A 20,363-nucleotide genomic window follows, 5' to 3' on the forward strand; every position below is an offset into this window, starting at 1 on the left:
AGCTCCTTTCCCCGGTCAGTTCCGGGTCCACTGCTGGGTCGTTGCGTGGGTGCAGGTCCCCAGCCGGACGGCGGTGCCGTTCGCGGTCGCGCCCGCGAGTTCGAGGCAGAGCCCCGACTGCGTCGAGGTGATCGTGCCGTCGGCATTGGCCTGCCACTTCTGGTTGGCCCCGCCGTGGCACGCCCAGATGATCGCGGCCGTGCCGGGCGTCGTCCCGGCGCCCTCGGCGTCCAGGCAGCGCAGCGAACCACCGGAATAGACGGTCAGCTCCCCGGCCGGCGTGGCCGTCCACGTCTGGTTCGCGCCGCCGTGGCAGTCCCAGACCTGCAGGCGCGTGCCCTGCGCCGTCGACTGGCCCGGCACGTCCAGGCACCGGCCCGCGGCCACCGAACGCACCGGCGCGCCGGTGGTCCCGCTCCCGCCTGCGTCGAGACCGAGGAAGGAGATGGCGTACGCGAGCATGCCCGCCTGCGGCAGGGTGTGGCCGGTGCCGGCGATCGTGATGCCCTCGACGGGTGCCTGGGTTCCGGTGCCGCCGTAGCGGTTCCGCGTCCACGACGACTGGGGGTGGTCGGTGTAGGCCGGCGTCTGGCTCAGCCCGCGCAGCGCGGTCCACTGCTTGATCTCTTCGCCGTAGTTCGGGTACGCCAGCGTGGTGTCCTGGTTGCCGTGCCACAGCTGCATCCGCGGGTAGGCGCCGGTGTAGCCGGGGTACATGGCGTGCGCCTGGTCGGCCCACTGCTGCGCGGACTTGACGACGTTCCCGCCCGCGCACTGGCTGTTCCAGAGCGAGCCGTCGGTGGTCGCGAAGCACCCTGCCGGGACGCCGGAGAACGCGGCACCGGCGGCGAAGACGTCGGGGTACTCCGCGGCCAGGACGTTCGTCATCATGGCGCCCGAGGAGAAGCCGCTGACCACGATCCGGCCCGGGTCCACGTTGTAGTGCGCGCGGGTCCAGGCCACCATCGCCATGATGCCGGTGGAGTCGCTGCCGCCGTCGCGCGTCAGGCCCGCTTTCGTGGACACGTCGAAGCAGTGCCCGTCACGGGTCGCTTCGGGGACGACGACGAGGTAGCCGTAGCGGTCGGCCGCCGTCGCGTAGTCGTGCCCGTTGCCGTTGAAGATCGCGCTCGCCGAACCGCTGCAGTAGTGCACCAGCACGAGCAGGGCCGGTTTGGGCGCCACGTTGTCCGGCACGTACAGGTACATGCCGAGGTTGGTGGGGTTGGCGCCGAACCCGGTGACGCGGGTCAGCGCGGCGGCCGCGGCCGGTCTGGCCGTCGCGAACACCACCGCGAGCGGCACCAGGAGGAGGAACGCGAGCAGACGTTTCATCGGAGACTCCACTGCTGGTTGGCCTGGCCGCCGCAGGACCAGAGGATGATCTTCGTACCGTTGGCCGTGCCCTGGGCGTTCGCGTCGACGCACAGCCCGGACTGGACGCCCGTGATGGTGCCGGTCGCGTTGACGTTCCACTGCTGGTTCGCCTGGTTGTGGCAGTCCCAGATGATCACCTGGGTACCGTTGGCCGTGCCCTGGCCGGACGCGTCCAGGCACTTGTTCCCGTAGACCACCAGCTGCTTCGTGCTGGAGTACGTCCACTGCTGGTTGGCGGCCTGCGCGCAGTCCCGCAGCTGCACCTGGGTCCCGTTGGCCGTCGAGGAGTTCGGCACCTCCACGCACCGGCCGGACGGCGTCCCCACGATCTGCTTGCCCGACGGCGTCGTGCCGGGCTGACCGACGCCGGAGCCGGTGAAGCGGACCCAGTTGACGTTGAACAGGTAGGCGGCTCCGCTCTGGCCCGCCGGGTTGCGGGCCACGAAGTAGAGCTTCCCCGTGCCGGCAGGCGGGTTCGCCAGGCCGACCGCGAAGTCCTGCCAGTTCTGCCAGCCGCCGGTGCCGGTGATCGGCACCGAGGCGACGAGGGTGCCGTCCGGCGCGCCGCGGCGCACCTCGAGCGTTCCCCCGGAGCCGCCCGAGGACGCCCGGACTTGGAGGCCCGTGGTGTTGTCCAGGGCGAGGGGGTCGAAGGACCACCAGTCGCCGTCCTGGACGAACGCCGCGCTGCTGCCGCCGCCCTGCGGGTCGGTGGCGGCCTCCACGGTGACGCCCGCGGTGTCGGTGCCCTTCCCGTCGGCGGTCCGGCCGGTCGCGGTGAAGAACTCGGCCTGCTTCACCTTGGGCTGCAGGATCACCTGCGAGCGGCCGGTGAGCGGGCCGGCTCCCCCGGCGCCGCCCTTGTCGGTGTAGGAGGCTTCGACGACGTAGAAGATGTTGTCGTTTTCGCTGTGTCCCGAGGAAAGCGTGGTCTGCACCCGGGCGGTGCAGCCGTGGTACTGGTCGAGCGGGTGCCCGTGCTCGTCGTGACCCAGGTAGGCCTGGACGGTCACCTGCGAGCAGTCGATCGTCCCGTCCTCCGGATCGCCGACCGTGACGGTGAAGTCCACCGAGTCGCCCCAGTCGAACAGCCCGCCGGCCGGTGGGCTGGTGATGGTGACCGTCGGCGCCGTGTTCCCCGCGGTGACGGCGACGCTCGCGGTCCCGGTCGCCCCGGCGGAGTTGGTCACGGTCAGCACGGCGGCGTAGGTGCCGGCGGCGTAGGTGTGGCTCGGGTTCGCCGCGGTGGACGTGGTGCCGTCCCCGAAGTTCCAGCTGTACCGCAACGCCGACCCGCCCGGGTCGGTCGAACCGGCGCTGGAGAAGTTCACGGTGAGCGGGGCGGGCCCGCTGGTGCGGTCCGCGGCGGCCTTCGCGACCGGCGCGGCCGAGCCGCCGCCGAGGTAGTCGACGCGGACGATGGCCGCGTCGCTGTTGCCGCCGCCGTACCCGGTGCCCCACTCGACGACGTAGAGCGCGCCGTCCGGGCCGAACTCGAAGTCCATCGGCCGGTTGAACTTCATCGACGGCAGCAGCGAATCGATCGAGGTGACGGTGGTGCCGCCGCTGTCGAGCTGGAAGGTGAACATCGAGCTGGTGTTCCACTCGGCGAAGACCGCGCGGCCGTCGAAGTCCACCGGCCACTTGCGGGCGGAGGCGAGGTTCGGGTCGAACCGGTAGACCGGCCCGGCCATCGGCGCGCCGCCGGACAGCTGCGGGAAGTGCGCCGGGTCGGCGGTGTAGTGGTAGTACACCTGGGCCGGGATGGCCGGGGGCAGCTTCGTCAGCCCGGTGTTGTTGGGCGAGCTGTTGGTGGGGCCGCCGGCGCAGTCGAACGGCGCGCCGGACGCGCCGGTGGCGAAGTTGTACTGGTTGTAGGCCAGGTTCGGCCCGACGCAGAACGGCCAGCCGGCGTTGCCGGGCTTGCTGACGACGTCCCACTCCACGGTGTTCTGCGGGCCGCGGGTCGAGCTGGCGTTCGGCGCGTCCGGGCCGTAGTTGGCGACCAGGGGGTAGCCGGTCTTCGGGTCGAGGCCCATCCGGAACGGGTTGCGCTCCCCCATCGTGTAGATCTCCGGGCGGGTGTTCGCCGTGCCGGGCGCGAACAGGTTGCCCGCGGGGATCGTGTAGGTCCCGTTGCTCTCCGGGTGGATCCGCAGAACCTTGCCGGACAGGCTGTTGGTGTTGCCCGCAGTGCGTTCGGCGTCCCAGTACGCGCGCCCGGAGCGCTGGTCGAGCGGGCTGTACCCGTCCGAGGCGAACGGGTTCGTGTTGTCCCCCAGGGACAACCACAGGTTCCCGGTCTTCTTGTCGATGACCAGGCCGGCGCCGTGGTGGCAGCATTCGGCGCGCTGCACCGGCACGTCCAGCACGACCTTCTCGGTCGACTGGTCGATGGTGTCGCCGGCGACGGTGAACCGGCTCAGCCGGTCGACGGTGCCGGCGTTGTTCGGCGAGTAGTAGACGTACACCCACTGGGTGGTGGCGAACCCCGGGTCGAGCGCGATGTTGAGGCCGCCGGACTCGTTGGCCGTGAAGACGTTCAGGTGCGTCGCGAGAACCGTGGTGCCGTTGGGTTTGACGACTTTCACGTCACCGAGCCGGTCGATGTAGAAGACCCGCCCGTCCGGGGCCACGTCCAGGGCCATCGGGTTGCCGGTCTCGGTGTGCAGCGTGACCTTCTGGAACTTCGAGTCCGGCGGCAGCGCGGCGGCGGCCGGGCCGGCGGGGACGGTGAGCACCGGGACCAGCGCGGCGGCCAGGACCGCGGCCACCGTCAGCGCACCGCGGCGCAGTGCGGTAAATCCGGACATGGCTCTCCTCGAAGCGAAGGGGTGGCGAGGAAGTTCAGCGCAGGGACCACTGCTGGTTGGCCTGCCCGCTGCACGACCACAGGATGATCTTCGTGCCGTTGGCCGTGCCCCGGCCGGAAGCGTCCAGGCAGAGGTTCGACTGGACCCCGGTGATGGTGTTCGCGCTAACATTCCACTGCTGATTGGGCTGTCCGGTGCAGTCCCAGATGATCACCGGCGTGCCGTTGGCCGTCCCGCGGCCGGACGCGTCCAGGCACTTGCTCCCGTACACCGTCAGCTGCTTGGCCGCGGTGTAGGTCCACGTCTGGTTCGCCTGGCCCGCCACGCAGTCCCGCAGCTGCACCTGGGTCCCGTTCGCCGTCGAGGCGTTCGGCACCTCCACGCACCGGCCCGACTGCGCGCCCACGATCTGCTTGCCCGACGGCGGCGGCGTGGTGGTGGAGACGGCGCAGTTCGCGGGCACCGCCCCGGCCGCGGTGCGGATCCCGCCCAGCAGCAGGTGCAGGAAGTTCGGTTCGCCGAAGCTTTCGACGGTGTGACCCATGCCGGTGTACCAGGCGCGGCCGCCGTCGAAGTCGTGGCACCACGTCGTGGGGTGGTCCGCGCCCATCGTGGCGCCCGAGTAGCTGGATTCGTCCACCGTGGTCAGGACATGAACGGCCGGACGCGGGTTCGACCGGAAGTCGTACCACTCGTCGAACCGGGTGAACTGCGCCGGCAGCCCCTGGGTGGACGGGTGGTTCGCGTCCTCGACCTTCACGAGCGCGTTCTGCTGCGCCGGGTGCTGCTTGAAGTAGGCGCCGACCAGCTGGCCGTACCAGGCCCAGTCGTACCCGCTGTCGGAAGCAGCATGGATCCCGGCGAACCCGCCGCCGCGCTCGATGTAGCGCCGGAAGGCGTCCTTCCCGGCCTGCGTGCCGACCGGGTCGCCGGTCGTGGACAGGAAGACCACGGCGGCGTACGGCGCCAGGCCGGCGTCGGTGAACACCGAGTCGTCCTCGGTGGCGTCGACCGCGAAGTCGTTCTGCTGCCCCAGTTGCCGGATCGCGGCGATCCCGGCCGGGATGGAGTCGTGCCGGAAGCCGGTGGTCTTGGAGAACACCAGGACCTTGAAGGCCGCGGCGGGCGCGGCGGACACCGGCGTCGCGACCCCCAGGAGCACGACGGCGAGCAGGAGGGCCGCGCGCAGAGTACGAGACAGCGTCGTCACGGGTACTCCTCTTCGGGAGCGCAAGGAGCGCGCGGGGTGCGCGCTGCGGAGCCGCCCGGTTACCGGCCGAACGGGCAAAAGCCAAGATAGGAGCCGCCGGTGGCGGAGGTCAATCCACCATGAAAATTACCCACCGGCAACGGATCCCGCCCACCTTGAGTCCACAAAGGAATGAACTCACCGCGGGATCCCCGGAGCCGGGCCCCGGGAATCCACGGTGAGTTCGTCAGCCGAAGACGCGGCGCTGGATCTCGCGGCGGTAGTCCTCCAGGGTGTTGTCGAGGTGGACGGCGACCGCGTCGGCCGCCGCGTCCGGGTCACCGTCGCGGATCGCCCGGAAGATCGCGGCGTGCTCGTCGATCGCGCCCGCCGCGTGCCCGCCGACCGCGCCGGACATCCCGATGATGTTCGACTGGCGTTGCAGGCGGCGGGCCTCGCGCACGGCCGCCACGAGGAACTGGTTGTGCGACGCCGTGGCGATCCCGAGGTGGAAGTCGTCGTCACCGCGGTCGAACAGCGCGGTCCGGCCGGTCAGGTGACCGTCGCGGCAGGTCTCGGCGGCGGCCTCGATCGCGCGCAGCTGCGCCGGGGTGGCGTTGACCGCCGCCAGCCGGCCGGCCGCCGTCTCCTGGACCCGGCGGAACTCGAAGAGCATGTAGACGTGATCGAGGTCGGCGGGCAGGAAGAAGCCGCCCCAGCGGGAAGCGCCGAGCATGCCCTCGTCGTCGGAGACATACAGCCCACGTCCCTTGTGCGCGCGTACCCGGCCGATCGCCGAGAGGATCTTGACGGCCTCCCGCACCACGGTCCGGCTGGTTCCCATCCGCGCCGCCAGCTCGACCTCGGTCGGCATCCGGTCACCGGGTCGCAGCTCCAGCTCGCCGATGAGCCGCAGGATCTGCTCGGCCACCAGTTCGTAGCCGGGCCGGTACGGGGCCGGCGGTGCGGTTTCCTCGTCACTGGTCACCCGATGAGTATGACTCAGTGGGCGCCGGCCAGTGACTTTACCTCGCGCCCCGGTCACCGAGTCAACAGCCGCGGAACCGGAATGAAACTTACATGCGTTCCCGCAGGTGGAAAGTCGAGCGGCGCGAAGCTCGTGCCCATCCTCCGGCGGTGCGGGGATCATGGCCTGGCATGAGTCACACACATCCGCCCCCCGGGAGGGAGCCGCCATGCCGCCGCGCACCGGATCCGTGGCCGCCGCGCTCGCGGCCGCCGCCCTCGTGGTGACCACGCTCGCCGCGCCGGCCGCGCACGCCGCGACCGTCACCATCGCCGTGGCGCCGACCGGTGACGACGCCAACCCCGGCACCCCCGAGCAGCCCGTCGCCACCCCGGCCAGGGCGCAGCAGCTGGCCCGCGACCGGGCGGCCGGCGGCGACGTGGTCGTGCAGCTCGCCGGCGGCACCTACCGGCTCGCCACCCCGCTGACGTTCACCGGCGCCGACTCCGGGCAGAACGGCCACACCGTCACCTGGCAGGCCGCGGCCGGCCAGTCGCCGGTCCTGTCCGGGGGCTCCCCGGTCACCGGGTGGACCGTGCAGGACGCGAACCAGAACATCTGGGTGGCGTCCGTACCACCTGGCGCCGACTCCCGGCAGCTGTTCGTGGACGGGGCGCTGGCTCCACGCGCGTCGATCCCGATCTCCCGCGGCGACGTGCAGGTCACGACGTCCGGCCTCACCATCGTCAACCCCGCGCTGAACTACCTCGCCACCCTGCCGCGGCAGAACCAGATCGAGGTGGAGAGCCAGAACTCCTTCACCGACCGGTACTCCCCCGTCGACCACGTCAGCGGCACCTCGATCGTCATGCAGCAACCGGGGTGGAACAACAACAACTGGGGCTACGACACCCTCGCCAAGCCCTTCGGCGGCGGCCAGCTGTACCTGGAGAACTCCTACTCGTTCCTCAAGAACACCGGTCAGTGGTACCTGGACCCGGAGGCCGGACGGCTCTACTACAAGGCACCCGGCGGGTGGGTCCCCGGCAACCACGACGTCGAGCTGCCGCGGCTGACGTCGCTGCTGCGGATCAGCGGCAGCTACGACAACCCGGTGCGGGGCCTCGCCTTCAAGGGGCTGCGCTTCGAGCACACGACGTGGCTCACCCCCGGCACGTCGGCCGGCTACGCCAACCAGCAGAGCGGCACGTTCCTCCCGGCCGCGGCGCCGATGCCGGGTGACTTCCTGAGCTCCTGCCAGTCGGGCTGCCCGCTGTTCGAGGGCGCCCGCAACGGCTGGGCGCAGGCCCCGGCCGCCGTCCAGGTCTCGGCCGCCACCGGGATCACGTTCAGCGGCAACACCTTCACCCACCTCGGCCAGGTGGCGCTGGGCATCGGCAACGACGCGAACGCGCACGCGTCCGGGATCGGTCTCGGGGCGTCGTCGATCACCGTGGACCACAACACCTTCACCGAGGACTCGGGGGCGGGCATCGTCGTCGGCGGCGTGCGGCCGGACGCCCACCACCCGTCGAACCCGGCGATGACCAATCGCGACATCACGCTGTCGGACAACACGGTGAGCCGGGTCGCCCTGGACTACCGGGAGATGGCCGGCATCCTGTCGACCTACGTCACGCACGCCGTGATCACGCACAACGACGTGGCGAACCTGACCTACGACGGGATCGACGTCGGCTGGGGCTGGGGAGCCAACGACCCGGGCGGCAGCCAGGACTACCGCAACCGCGGCCTGTACGACTACCAGCCGGTGTACTCCACCGCGACGACGTTGCGCGACACCGTCGTCAGCTACAACCGGGTGCACGGCACGAAGAAGCTCATGCACGACGGCGGCAGCATCTACAACCTCTCCGCGAACCCGGGCAGCTCGATCGACCACAACCACGTCTACGACAACAACCGCACGGTCGGCCTGTACCTGGACGAGGGCTCCCGCTACGTTTCCCTGTCGGCCAACGTGATCCAGGACTCCGGGGTCTGGGCCTTCACCAACGCGAGCGGCAGCAACAACACCAACGACAGCACCTTCGGCGGCAACTGGTACAACGGCGGCGCGACCAACGTCGCCACCGGGCCGCCGCACAACAACGTCCTGAGCGGCAACGTCCAGGTGAGCGGCACCAACTGGCCCTCGGGCGCCCAGCAGGTGATCGCCGCCGCGGGCCCGCGCGGTGCCGGTCCGGCCGCGAGCCCGGTGCGCGCGGCCGGGGCGGGCAAGTGCCTGGACGTCAACGGCGCCGCCACCACCCCCGGCACCCAGGTGCAGATCTGGGACTGCCACGGCGGCACCAACCAGTCCTGGACCCGCACCACCGCGGGAGAACTGACCGTCTACAGCGGAGACAGCACCCGGTGCCTGGACGCCTCCGGGCAGGGCACCACCCCGGGCACCAAGGTCGTCGTCTGGACCTGCAACGGCGGCGCCAACCAGCGCTGGCAGGTCACCGCGGCCGGCGCCGTCACCGGTGTCCAATCCGGACTGTGCCTGGACGTGACCGACGGCGCCACCGCCAACGGCACCGCCGTCCGGCTCTGGACCTGCACCGGGCAAGCGAACCAGCAGTGGACCTTCGGCTGAGGATCGAGGAGAACCATGAGAATCCGGCTCATCGCGGCCGTCACGGCCCTGTTCCTGGGCACGCTGCTCCCGGGCACCCCGGCGGCCGCCGATTCCAACGGCGGGGTCCGGGTCATGCCGCTGGGCGACTCCATCACCGAGGGCACGCAAGTCCCCGGCGGGTACCGGATCGGGCTGTGGCAACGCCTGAGCGCGGGCGGCTACCGCGTCGACTTCACCGGCTCGCAGTACAACGGCCCGGCCTCCCTCGGCGACCACGACCACGAGGGTCACCCCGGCTGGCGCATCGACCAGATCGACGCGAACGTCGTCACCTGGCTGCGGAACACCGGCTCGCACACGGTCCTGCTGCACATCGGCACGAACGACATCCTGCAGAACTACGACGTCGGCCGCGCACCGGCCCGGCTGTCCGGGCTGATCGACCACATCACCGCGACCGCACCGGACGCCGAGGTCTTCGTCGCGACGATCATCCCGCTCGCCAACTCCGGCCAGGAGTCCGCGGCCCGCACGTTCAACTCCGCGATCCCCGGCATCGTGCAGGGCAACCAGAACGCGGGAAAGCACGTGCACCTGGTGGACATGCACGCCGCGCTGACCACCGGCGACCTGATCGACGGCGTCCACCCCACGGCGACCGGCTACGACAAGATGGCCGCCACGTGGTTCGGCGCGCTGCAGTCCGTACCGGGGAGCATCGGCGGCACCTCGTCGGCACAGCAGCTCGTCGGCACGCAGTCGGGCCGGTGCGCGGACGCCGCGAGCGCGGCCAACGGCACCCAGGTGCGGCTGCAGGACTGCGGCGGACAGGCCGGCCAGGCGTGGACCCGGGCGGGGCAGGAGCTGACCGTCGGCGGGAGCAAGTGCCTGGACGCCTCCGGCCACGGAACGGCCAACGGCACCCCGGTGATCGTCTGGGACTGCCACGGCCAGGCCAACCAGCAGTGGACGATCGCGGCCAACGGCGCGATCACCGGCGTCCAGTCGGGTCTCTGCCTCGACGCGTACGGGCAGGGCACGGCCAACGGCACCCAGCTGGTCCTGTGGACCTGCAACGGGCAGGCGAACCAGCAGTGGACGCTGCGCTGAACGGCGGGCCCGGGCGCCGGTCACCCGCGTCCGGGGTTCCGGCCGAGCACCAGCGCACCCGGACGCCACGGTGCGGCTTCCCGGCAGTCCGAACGGGACGCACGTGCCGGCTTGCCCGCCGTGTCACCGGGCCGTCTCCGGCGAGCTGAGCCCCGGGCGGCCACGGCGGCACTCGCGAAGCCGGGACGGCGCTCGGCTCGCCGGCCGAAGTCTCCGGCCGGCTCCTAGGACCGGTCGGACCCGCCGGGGGGCCACTGCCGGGCCAGCGCGGCCACCTTCCGCGTGGTGGGGTCGTCGGCACCCAGGCGGCGCGCGCACTCCGCCGCGAGGTCGGCCGCCGTCGCGGCCGGGACGTCCCCGGCGGCGCCGCCCGCTTCGAGGTGGGACGCGCGGATGTCGAAGGTCCGCGCGTGGTGCGGGCCGTAGGCGCGCTCGGCGTCGGCGACCGCGGTGGCGAGGACCTCCGCCGCGCGGTGCGCGTCGCCGCTTTCCAGCAGCGCGCCGCCGAGGTTCCACCGGCAGTCGGCGGCCAGCCCCGGCCACACCGAGGGCAACGGCGCGATCTGGTCGAGCAGGGCGGCGAACCGCCGGGCCCCGGCTTCCGGTCCGGCGGTTTCGCGCGTCCAGACGGCGACTTCGAACCGCGCGCTCAGGGTGACGGCGTTGTCGGGGCCGTGGGCTCCGGCGGCGTCCGCGGCCACCTGCTCGGCGAGGGCGAGTGCCTCGGCCTCGGCGCCGAGATCGCCGAGCTGGCGAGCGACGGTGAGCCGGGCGTGCAGGGTGCTCGGATGCCGCTCACCGACCGCCGCCGCGCTCTCGCGCAGGACTTGTTCGGCGAGGCGGAGAGCGCGTTCGGGGTCGCCACGGCCCGCGACGGCGCCGCCGACCAGCCAGGCGAGGTCGTGCCGCATGGCGCGCAGCTCGTCGGCGGTGACGGTCCCGGTGGCGTCGGCGATGATCGCCTCCAGCCGGGCGATCGCGGTGGTTTCGCGGCCGGCGTCGCCGAGGTGGACGGCGATCGCCGCCGCGGCGCGGTGTTCGCCGGCGGCCGCCGCCCGCTCGAGCGCGCGCTCGACGTGGTCGAGACGGCCGGCGAACGACGCTTCCCACGCGACCGGGACGAGGTCGGCCGGGGCGGCCTCGGCGAGGACCGCGTCCCAGACGACCTCGGGAACCGGTGGTGCGGCGGGGTTCCGGCTCGCGTGGTCGACGAGGTAGTCGAAGGCGAGCAGGCCGCCGCGGGCGTCCGGTTCGAGGAGGCTGCTGGTGGCGTGCAGGGGCTGGGTGGCCCAGTCGAGCGCGGCTTCCCAGTCTTCCGGGCGCAGGGCCGCGCCACCGCGGTCGGCCAGGTACGTTTCGTGGAGCTCGCGCAGCAGCGGCACCGGCAGCGGCCGGTGGTGGCTCGTCCGCCGGACGTCGACCGCGGCGGTGACCAGCGCCGCCCCGCGGGCCCGGCCGGATCCCGGCGCCCACGCGTCCTGCAGTTCGCGCACCAGCTCCGGCCCGGCCGCCAGGTGCTCGGCGACGCCGTGCCGGGCCGTGCTCGCCAGTGCCGCGGCGATCCGGGTGTCGTCTTCGAACGCGCGGGCCGCGGCCACCTCGCGGTCGGACCAGCCACGCTCCAGGCGGATCTCCCGGGTCACGGCGTCGAGCGCGTCCCGGCCCGCGCGGGCCCGCTGCCGCTCGCCCGGCTCCCGCTCGCTGTCGTGCCGCAGGCTGAACCGCTCGCGTTCGTGGGCGCGCAGGGTGGCGAGGATGAGCACTTTCGCCGCGGCGAGCGCGTCGAGGCCGGTGCGCGCGAGGCCGCCGGCGAGCAGGTACCGCTCGAGGTCGTCGAGCCACAGCACACTGGGCCGGTGCTGCTTCGCGGCGGCGATGGCGGCGTCCAGGGCGTCGGGTCCTTCGGGGACCACGCAGACGTGGCGCGGCAGGCACTCGCGCAGGGTTTCGTACGCCAGGCGGGTCTTCCCGGCCGTCGAGTCGCCGACGAGCAGGACGAACCCGCCGGCCGCGAGGGCTTCGGCGAGCTCGGCCGAGCGGTCCCGCCGGACGAACGGCGGGACGCGGTCGACACCGCCGTCCTCGCGGGCCACCGCGGCGGCGGGGTGGACGCCGAGCCGGATCGGGTCGGTGATGCGGTCGACGCGTGAGACGTAGACCGGCTGCCGCGACGCCGTTTTCGCGGTCAGGTGCGCCTTTCCCCGGTCGGAGAGCACGGCGGCGACCACCCCGCCCGCCGCGACGGCCGCCGCGGCCAGCGTCCCGGGGTAGGCCTTGCCGAGCGCGGCCAGCACCGCCACCACCGTGGCCGCCGCGACCAGCAACCACCACCCCCGCCACCGGACCCACCAGCTCCGCAGCCCGCGCATGGCAGCCCTCTCCCGTTCGGCTGGCGGCAGCTTCGCAGCGGGCCGCGGCCGCGGCAAGACGCCGTTCCGGGCGTTCCGCCGAGCGCGGTCAGATCAGATCCGGGCGCAGGCGGGGATCGCGGCCGAGCAGCTCCCGCTCCGTGCGGAACAGCCGGGGCCCGCCGAACCGGCCGAGCGCGGCGAGCAGCTTCTCCCGGTCGGCGGCGAAGGCCCCGATCGGGCCCAAGGCGACGTAGCCCAGCTCGTGCAGTTGCCGCGACAGGCTGGGGGCGCCCGCGGCGGGAACCGGCACCTCCGGCCGGTAGCGGACGACCAGCAGGTGGTTGGCGGCGTAGACCTGCTTCAACGCGGGATTCACCCCTCGCGACGGGAGCAGGCCCACGTCGGAGACGTCCGCCCAGTGCACGGTCGAGCGCTGCCGCTCGGTCGCGACGGTGATCCCGGCCGAATCGATGACCAGTTCGGCCCGCTTCGGGGTGACCGCGGCCATCGGCAGCGCGATCACCAGGACCACCAGCGCGGCGAACCCGCCGTAGGCCAGGATCGCCCCGGGCCAGTCCGGGTCGTGGTTCAGCACGGCGAACAACACACCCAGGGAGGCGGAAATGGCGGCGGTTCCCGCGGCCATGCGGACCGCGACCTGCCGTTGCCGGCGGCGCAGCGCCGCCGGACTACGCCGGAAGGTGACCTCACGGGCGGACGATTCGCTCGGCGGTGCCGGTTCTCCCGGCCCCCGCGAAAGACACAGGCGGCCGGCGGTGTTGGTGGCCCGCCGCTGCGGCCGCGGCAGGTTCCGCGCGGCCAGCTCCCGGTCCACCCGCAGGTAGATTTCGTCCAGCGGCAACGGGGTTTCGTTGCCCAGCGCGTCGAGCAGCGCGCCGGTGAACGCGGTGAACCGCTGCCCGTGCGGTGCGTAGGCAGGCGCGGTCGCGGTCGTCGAAGCGAGGGTGTAGGTACCCGCCGCCTCGAGCTGAGCACCGATCAGGGAGGCGTCGGCGGCCATGACGTCGATGGCCCGGCCCGCGAAACAGCAGTCGAGGATCAGGACCCGTGCCTCGGCGGGGCTGGCACCGATGTCCTCCCGCAGCAGGTCCACCGCGAGGGCGCTGTACTTCAGCGACGAGGTCTCGGTGTTGTGCAGCGCCAGGTGCAGCCGGCCGCGGTCGTCGACGAGCCCGTGCCCGGCGTAGTACACGAGCAGCAGATCCCGGGCCTGCTCCGCGCACCGGTTCACCAGCCGGCCCGCTTCGGCGACCGAGGCGTCTTCCGGGACCGTCACGCAGTTTTCGGCGGCGAACACGCCGGTGCCGGGGTCGGTGAAGCGGCTGCGCAGGGCGAGCAGGTTTTCGCTCACGGCAGGCAGAGCGGTCAGCCCCGGATCCCGGAACCGGCCCGCTCCCAGCAGCACCGCGTGCGAGCGCGAACGGTCGGGGAACCGGCTCACTCCGGCTGATCCGGTCCGTGCGCCAGCCGCTGCAGCTCGCGCAGGACCTCGGCCACGTCCCGGACGCGGTGCGCGTCCAGCTCGACCTTGGCCCCGTCGCGCGCGGTCACGGTGACCTTGAGGTCGGCGCGCCTGCTCGCCAGCCAGGTGGACAGCGTCCCGGCGAGCACGGCCCCGGCCCCACCGGCACCGAAGGCGACGCTGAGCACGTCGACGACACCGCCCATCTCGCCGTCCGCCGGCCGGGCCGCCGGGCGGAAGCTCACCCGGCCGCGCAACTGGTCCTCCCGCCGCAGCCAGTCGGCCAGGGAGCGGATTTCGTCGGGACGGTCGTCGACGCTGATCCTCAGCGACGGCTCCTCCGCCGGAGACAGGCTCATGGGGTCATGATGCCCAACTCGGGCACGGGCGAGGACCGAGTGCGTCGAGATACCGCCGTTCGGCGGTAGTTAAGCGTCCGACTTGTCTGTTTGGATCACCCGGAGAGCGTTTTACAACGTTGTAAAAATGAAAAGGACCTCGTCGATGAGAAGAGCCGCTTCCGTCCTCGTCGCCCTGCTGGTGGCGCTGGGTGTCGCGTCCGGCACGCCGCCCGCAGGCGCCGCCGAGCCCGTGCACGGCTTGAAGGCCGAGTACTTCACGCCGTCGGCGCCGGGCGCGCACGACTTCGCCACCCTGGCCGGTACCGCACTCGACTCGGAGGTCGACCACCCCGACCTGACCTCGGTCTTCGGGCTGGTCACCGGGCGCACCGAGAACACGACCGCCCGCTGGACCGGGCGGCTCGCCGTGCCGCAGTCCGGCGACTACACGTTCTACGCCATCGGCGACAACGGCTTCCGGCTGTTCCTCGACGGCGCGCCGGTGATCGACCACTGGGTCGGCGACTGGGATTCCGAACAGACCAGCGCGCCGGTCACGCTGACCGCCGGCAGGCAGTACGACTTCAAGCTGGAGATGTTCCAGGACACCGGCGGCGCCAACATGTTCCTGCGCTGGTCGAGCGCGGCCATCGCGAAGCAGATCGTGCCGCTGTCGGCGTTCACGCCGCCGGCCGACTTCGCCGTCGTGCCGCGCACCGCCGAAGTGTCCAAGGACGGCCGCACGCTCACGACCGGCTTCGACGGCCGCGTCTCGGGTACCGGCGACCTGGCCGCCCACCTGCGGATCGAGGTCGACGCGACGCCGATGCCGGTTTCGTCGATCACGGCCGGCCGCGACCGCGCGACGATCCAGCTGGCCGAGCGGGTGCTGAAGGGCCAGCGCGTCACCCTCTACTACGACGGCGCGGGCGCGCTCGCCGTGGACGGGACCAAGATCGGCAAGACCGGGCGCACGGTCTCGAACGCTTCGACGGAACGGCTCAAGACGCCCTGGGGCGAGAAGGCCGACCCGCGCAACCCGCTGCCGGAGTACCCGCGGCCGCAGCTCGAGCGCGACAAGTGGGTCAACCTCAACGGCCCGTGGGAGTTCTCGGCCGCCAAGGAGGGCCAGCAGCCGGCGTTCGGCAAGAAGCTGCCGGAGAAGGTCGTGGTGCCCTACCCGATCGAGTCGCAGCTCTCCGGGCTCGAACGGCACGAGGACCACATGTTCTACCGCCGCACGTTCACCGTCCCGCGCGACTGGAAGATCGGCGGCGGCCAGCGCCTCAAGCTCAACTTCGGCGCGGTCGACTACCAGGCCAAGGTGTGGGTGAACGGCAAGCTCGTCGCCGAGCACACCGGCGGCTACCTGGCGTTCAGCGCCGACATCACCGACGCGCTCAAGCGCGGCGGCGAGCAGGAGATCGTCGTCGCCGTCACGGACACGACCGGCCCGCACCAGCCCAAGGGCAAGCAGTCCCCCAACCCCGGTGGCATCTTCTACACCCCGTCGTCGGGCATCTGGCAGACGGTGTGGATGGAACCGGTGCCGGACAAGGGCATCGACGAGATCAAGACGACGCCCGACCTCACCACCAGCTCGCTGGCGGTGAACGTCAAGTCCGCGGGCAACGCCGTCGTCACGGCGGTCGCCAAGGACGCGCGCGGCCGCCAGGTCGGCACGGTCTCCGGACCGGCGAACGCGAACCTGAAGCTGCCGGTGCCGAACGCGCACCTGTGGACGCCGGACGACCCGTACCTGTACCAGCTGGAGATCAAGCTGGGCGGCGACAAGGTCAAGAGCTATTTCGGCATGCGGTCCACCGGCATCACCAACGTCGGCGGCACACCGAAGCTGACGCTCAACGGCAAGCCGTTCTTCTCCCTGATGCAGCTGGACCAGGGCTTCTACCCGGACGGCCTGAACACCGCGCCGAGCGACGACGCCCTCGTCTTCGACCTGAAGGCGCAGAAGGACCTCGGCTTCAACGCCGTCCGCAAGCACATCAAGGTCGAGCCGGCCCGCTGGTACTACCACGCGGACCAGCTGGGATTGCTGGTGTGGCAGGACTTCGTGTCCCTCGACGACGGCAACGACCCCGGAGCGCAGCAGGCGTGGCTCAGCCAGGGCCTGGAAGAGATGCACCAGCTGCAGAACTACCCGTCGGTCTACGCGTGGATCGTGTTCAACGAAGGCTGGGGCGAGTGGGACAAGGCCGCCACGGGCCGGATCACCGACCAGGTCAAGGCCGCCGACCCGAGCCGGATCGTCAACGCCCACAGCGGGGTGAACTGCTGTGCGTCCAAGGGCGACTCGGGCGCGGGTGACGTCATCGACCACCACGACTACAACAACACCGACCCGGCTCATTCGGACGGCAAGCGCGTCGCGATGGACGGCGAGCACGGCGGCTTCACGCTGCGCACGCCCGGCCACCAGTGGCCGGGTGCGCCGATCGCGATCTACAGCGGGGTGGCGGACAAGGCGGCGCTGACGGCGAAGTACGTCGACAACACCCGCACGTTCTACCTCGGGCAGGCTCGCGCCGAACTGTCGGCGTCGGTCTACACGCAGGTCACCGACCTGGAAGGCGAGCTCAACGGGCTCTGGACCTACGACCGCAAGCGCATCAAGGTCGACCCGGGTCCGGTCCGCGAGATCAACCGGCGGGTGATCGAGGCCGGCGCCGACGCCGGCAAGCCCTACCCGTACGCGGGCAAGGGCGCGTGGAACCTCGACGAGCGCGGCGGGACGACCGCGCGGGATTCGAGCGGCGGCGACAACCCGCTGACGCTCACCCCGGCCGGGGCGGCGTTCAAGGACGGCGCGCTGCAGTTCTCCGGCGGCTCGGCCGACACCTACGGCCCGGTCGTCGACACGACCGGCGACTACACCGTGTCCGCGAAGGTGCGGCTCGACCAGCTGCCCGGCAACTACGCGACGGCGGTGAGCCAGGACGGCCGGGAGCGGGAAAGCCCGTTCTACCTGCAGTACGGCCAGGGCGCGTTCGCGTTCAGCACCCCCGGCGGCAACCGGGCCCGGTACGAGGTCGTGCCGGAGATCGGCCGCTGGTACGAGCTGACGGGTGTGCGAGCGGGCAACGAGATCCGGCTCTACGTGGACGGCGTGAAGGTCGCGACGGCCCCGGCCGGTCCGGCACTGGTCAGCACCGGCGCGTTCACGGTCGGACGAGCCAAGTACGACGGCCGCAACGTCGACTTCTGGAGCGGCGCGGTCGACGACGTCGAGGTGGCGGGCAAGGCGTTGACGGACGCGGAGGTGGCCCAGCTCTCCTGACGCCTCGCTGCGGTGTGGGACCGCGCGGCAAGGCAGTCCCACACCGCAGCCACCCGGCCGGCGCGCGGATGTTAAGCAGCGCCGGGGAAAGTTGTCACGCCGGGGCGGTCTGGTAACGCGCCGGTGTTCCGGATGAAACCGTCCGGAAATGGTTCGCCGGTGCACTGATCGGCATGAACCTCCAGCTCGACGGCCTGCACCGGCCGGTGATCGTGGTCGGCGGCGGCCAGGCGGGACTGTCGATGTCCCACTGCCTGACCACTGCCGGGGTCGGGCACCTGGTGCTCGAACGCGAGCGCGCGGGGCACGAATGGCGGACCCGCCGCTGGGACAGTTTCTGCCTGGTCACGCCGAACTGGCAATGCCGGCTGCCCGGGTTCCCCTACGCGGGCGACGATCCGGACGGGTTCATGGTCCGGGACGAGATCGTCGCCTACCTCGAGTCCTACGTGAAGAAGTTCGACGTCCCGCTGCACGAGGGCGTCGAGGCGACCCGGCTGCGGCAGCTGCCGGGCGGCGGGTTCCGGCTCACGACCTCGGCCGGCGAGCTGACCGCCGACCACGTCGTGCTGGCCACCGGGCCCTACCAGGTGCCGCTGAAGCCCCGGCTGGCCGAACGGCTGCCCGAGCACGTCGTCCAGCTGCACTCGGCCGAGTACCGCAATCCCGCGCAGCTGCCGGACGGTGAAGTGCTGGTCGTCGGCACCGGGCAGTCCGGCTGCCAGATCGCCGAGGACCTGCACCTGGCCGGGCGCCGGGTGCACCTGGCCGTCGGGTCGGCGCCGCGGGTGGCCCGGCGCTACCGCGGCCGGGACGTCGTCGCGTGGCTCGACGAGATGGGGTACTACGCCAGGGGAATCGACGAGTTCGCCGACGCGGACGCCGTGCGGTTCCGGGCCAACCACTACGTCACCGGCCGCGACGGCGGGCGCGACATCGACCTGCGCGCGTTCGCCGCGGACGGCATGCGCCTGTACGGACGCCTCAAGAACGTCCGAACTGGACAGCTGGAGTTCGCGGACGACCTGCGGCGCAACCTCGACGCGGCCGACGCGGTGTCCGAGGGCATCAAGGACTCGATCGACGCCTTCATCGCGCAACGCGGGATCGCGGCGGCCCGCGAGGACCGGTACAAGCCGGTGTGGGAGCCGGCGGACGAGCCCCGCACCCTCGACGTGGAAGCGCTTTCGGCGGTCGTCTGGAGCACCGGCTTCGGCCGCGACCACCGCTGGATCGACGTCCCGGTGTTCGACGGCAAGGGCTACCCGACCCACCACCGCGGCGTGACCAGCTGCCCCGGGCTGTACTTCCTCGGCCTGCCGTGGCAGCACACCTGGGGCTCCGGCCGGTTCTGCGGCGTCGCCGCGGACGCCGAGTACCTCGCCCGGCGGATCACCGGCGGCGGCCGCGGCGACGTCCGGTGGATCTCCGGTACGCCGGTGAGCACGTACCCGGCCGACGACGACTGGGTCGCGCCCCGGACGGTGGCCTGATGAAGTGGACGAACGACGCTCACCGGCACCTGGGCGTGCTGCCGGCGTACCCGTTCTACGGCGGCCCGCCGGTCGCCCCGGCGATCGGCAGCCGCGCGACCATCGGCGAGCTGCTGTCCGATTTGGACCGCGAAGGCACCGAGCGCGCGCTCGTCATCCCGAACTACGGCGTGCCGGACCCGGCGATCGCGTTCTCCTTCAACGAACTCTGCGTCGAGGCGGCGGGCAAGGACGACCGGATCAGCGCCGCACTCTGGGTGTCTCCGCGCCCCGAAGACGCCGACCGGACCGAAGAGGCGTTGAAGCTGGCGGGTGAAGACGGCGTGCGGGCGCTCAAGCTCAGCTTCCTGCTGGGCGGTAAGGCATCCGACCCCGCCTGCAAGCCGCAGCTGGACCGCATCTTCGCCACCGCACGGGAGCACGACCTCGTCGTGCACGTCCACACCTCGCCGGGCGCGGCGTCGGACATCGACGAGGTCGGCAAGCTCGTCGACGCCTACGCCGGCGACGTCAAGCTGCACCTCGTGCACTTCGGCGGCGGGATGAGCGGGCACATCAAGCTCGTCGGCGGCCGGTTCTTCGACTGGATCGCCGCCGGCAAGCAGGTCTACACGGACCTGTCCTGGGCGATCGGGTTCACCCCCCGCTGGCTCGTCGACGAGATCTCGCGGCGCGGCCTCGGCCACGACCGCGTGCTGTTCGCCTCCGACCAGCCGTGGGGCGATCACGAGGGCGAACTCGCGAAGCTGGCCGCCGCGGCCGGCGACGGCGAGCTCGCCGTCCTGGTTTTCCGCGGCACGTTCGACGTGCTGTACGGACCGAAGAAAGGGAAATAGACCGATGGCAGAGCTGACCGAGACCGAGAAGACCAGCCTCGACGAGATCCCGCACCCGTCGCTGCCGCAGGGCTCCAACCTGTACGGCGGGACCAAGGTCTTCCCGGACTACCAGGCCGAACCCGGCCAGAGCTACTTCACGCTCGTGCACGGCATCGCGCACGAGTCGTCGGTGAGCTTCGTGGCGATCCTGCAGGCCACCCGCGCGCTGCGGAAGGGCTTCGAGGCCGCGATCTACTTCTACGGCCCGGGTTCGCTGAACTGCCTGGCCACGCGCGGCTTCCCGACCACCGGAAACGCCGCGTTCCCGGGCGAGCTGAACATCAACGACCAGCTGAAGACGTTCATCTCCGAGGGCGGCAAGGCCTACTGCTGCCGGTTCGGCCTGTCGCTGCACGGTGCCCGCGAGGAGGACCTCATCGAGGGCGTCATCCCGACGCACCCCCTCGACGTCCAGGACGCGCTGATCCACTACGCGCGCAAGGGCGCGATCATCAACTCCACCTACATGTTCTAGGGAG

Annotated in this window: 13 protein-coding genes; 6 read left to right on the plus strand and 7 right to left on the minus strand. The window is 71.8% G+C overall.

Annotated elements, in window-relative coordinates:
- Positions 1-15 precede the first annotated feature (15 nt).
- The 4 genes from ACWEVP_RS02240 to ACWEVP_RS02255 all read right to left on the minus strand — a co-directional run bounded on the left by ACWEVP_RS02240 (position 16) and on the right by ACWEVP_RS02255 (position 6,367).
- On the minus strand, positions 16-1,335 hold the full coding sequence (locus ACWEVP_RS02240; protein WP_452060805.1) for an extracellular catalytic domain type 1 short-chain-length polyhydroxyalkanoate depolymerase: 1,320 nt from the start codon (positions 1,333-1,335) through the stop codon (positions 16-18).
- On the minus strand, positions 1,332-4,190 hold the full coding sequence (locus tag ACWEVP_RS02245; protein ID WP_452060806.1) for an RICIN domain-containing protein: 2,859 nt from the start codon (positions 4,188-4,190) through the stop codon (positions 1,332-1,334). The genes ACWEVP_RS02240 and ACWEVP_RS02245 overlap by 4 nt, the downstream gene beginning before the upstream one ends.
- A 34-nt stretch (positions 4,191-4,224) precedes the next feature.
- On the minus strand, positions 4,225-5,400 hold the full coding sequence (locus ACWEVP_RS02250) for a ThuA domain-containing protein (RefSeq protein WP_452060807.1): 1,176 nt from the start codon (positions 5,398-5,400) through the stop codon (positions 4,225-4,227).
- 226 nt (positions 5,401-5,626) lie between these two features.
- Positions 5,627-6,367, minus strand: coding sequence for a FadR/GntR family transcriptional regulator (locus ACWEVP_RS02255; RefSeq protein WP_452060808.1), 741 nt, complete (start codon positions 6,365-6,367; stop codon positions 5,627-5,629).
- Between the two features lie 208 nt (positions 6,368-6,575).
- Here ACWEVP_RS02255 and ACWEVP_RS02260 point away from each other — a divergent pair, with 208 nt between their 5' ends.
- Positions 6,576-8,948, plus strand: coding sequence for a ricin-type beta-trefoil lectin domain protein (locus ACWEVP_RS02260; protein WP_452060809.1), 2,373 nt, complete (start codon positions 6,576-6,578; stop codon positions 8,946-8,948).
- A 15-nt stretch (positions 8,949-8,963) separates the two neighbouring features.
- On the plus strand, positions 8,964-10,040 hold the full coding sequence (locus tag ACWEVP_RS02265; RefSeq protein WP_452060810.1) for a ricin-type beta-trefoil lectin domain protein: 1,077 nt from the start codon (positions 8,964-8,966) through the stop codon (positions 10,038-10,040).
- A 224-nt stretch (positions 10,041-10,264) separates the two neighbouring features.
- Here the strand turns inward: ACWEVP_RS02265 and ACWEVP_RS02270 are convergent, their stop codons facing one another.
- From ACWEVP_RS02270 to ACWEVP_RS02280, 3 genes are all read right to left on the minus strand, one after another.
- Positions 10,265-12,409, minus strand: coding sequence for a tetratricopeptide repeat protein (locus ACWEVP_RS02270; protein WP_452060811.1), 2,145 nt, complete (start codon positions 12,407-12,409; stop codon positions 10,265-10,267).
- A gap of 88 nt (positions 12,410-12,497) precedes the next feature.
- On the minus strand, positions 12,498-13,853 hold the full coding sequence (locus ACWEVP_RS02275) for a caspase family protein (RefSeq protein ID WP_452060812.1): 1,356 nt from the start codon (positions 13,851-13,853) through the stop codon (positions 12,498-12,500).
- Positions 13,850-14,233, minus strand: coding sequence for an effector-associated constant component EACC1 (locus tag ACWEVP_RS02280; RefSeq protein WP_452060813.1), 384 nt, complete (start codon positions 14,231-14,233; stop codon positions 13,850-13,852). Before ACWEVP_RS02280 ends, ACWEVP_RS02275 begins: the two co-directional genes overlap by 4 nt.
- Positions 14,234-14,378: 145 nt before the next feature.
- Between ACWEVP_RS02280 and ACWEVP_RS02285 the strand changes: the two genes are divergently transcribed.
- From ACWEVP_RS02285 to ACWEVP_RS02300, 4 genes are all read left to right on the plus strand, one after another.
- Positions 14,379-17,513 carry a PA14 domain-containing protein gene (locus ACWEVP_RS02285; protein ID WP_452060814.1) on the plus strand — a complete coding sequence of 1,045 codons (3,135 nt, stop codon included), beginning with the start codon at positions 14,379-14,381 and terminating at the stop codon, positions 17,511-17,513.
- Between the two features lie 173 nt (positions 17,514-17,686).
- Positions 17,687-19,006, plus strand: a complete 1,320-nt coding sequence (locus ACWEVP_RS02290) for an MSMEG_0569 family flavin-dependent oxidoreductase (RefSeq protein ID WP_452060815.1) — start codon at positions 17,687-17,689, stop codon at positions 19,004-19,006.
- Complete coding sequence (locus tag ACWEVP_RS02295; protein ID WP_452060816.1) at positions 19,006-19,842, plus strand: amidohydrolase family protein; 837 nt, start codon at positions 19,006-19,008, stop codon at positions 19,840-19,842. Before ACWEVP_RS02290 ends, ACWEVP_RS02295 begins: the two co-directional genes overlap by 1 nt.
- Before the next feature lie 4 nt (positions 19,843-19,846).
- Positions 19,847-20,359: an MSMEG_0572/Sll0783 family nitrogen starvation response protein gene (locus tag ACWEVP_RS02300; protein WP_003073383.1), complete on the plus strand. Its 513-nt coding sequence runs from the start codon at positions 19,847-19,849 to the stop codon at positions 20,357-20,359.
- Positions 20,360-20,363 lie beyond the last annotated feature (4 nt).

The organism is Amycolatopsis sp. NPDC003865 (assembly GCF_053605345.1).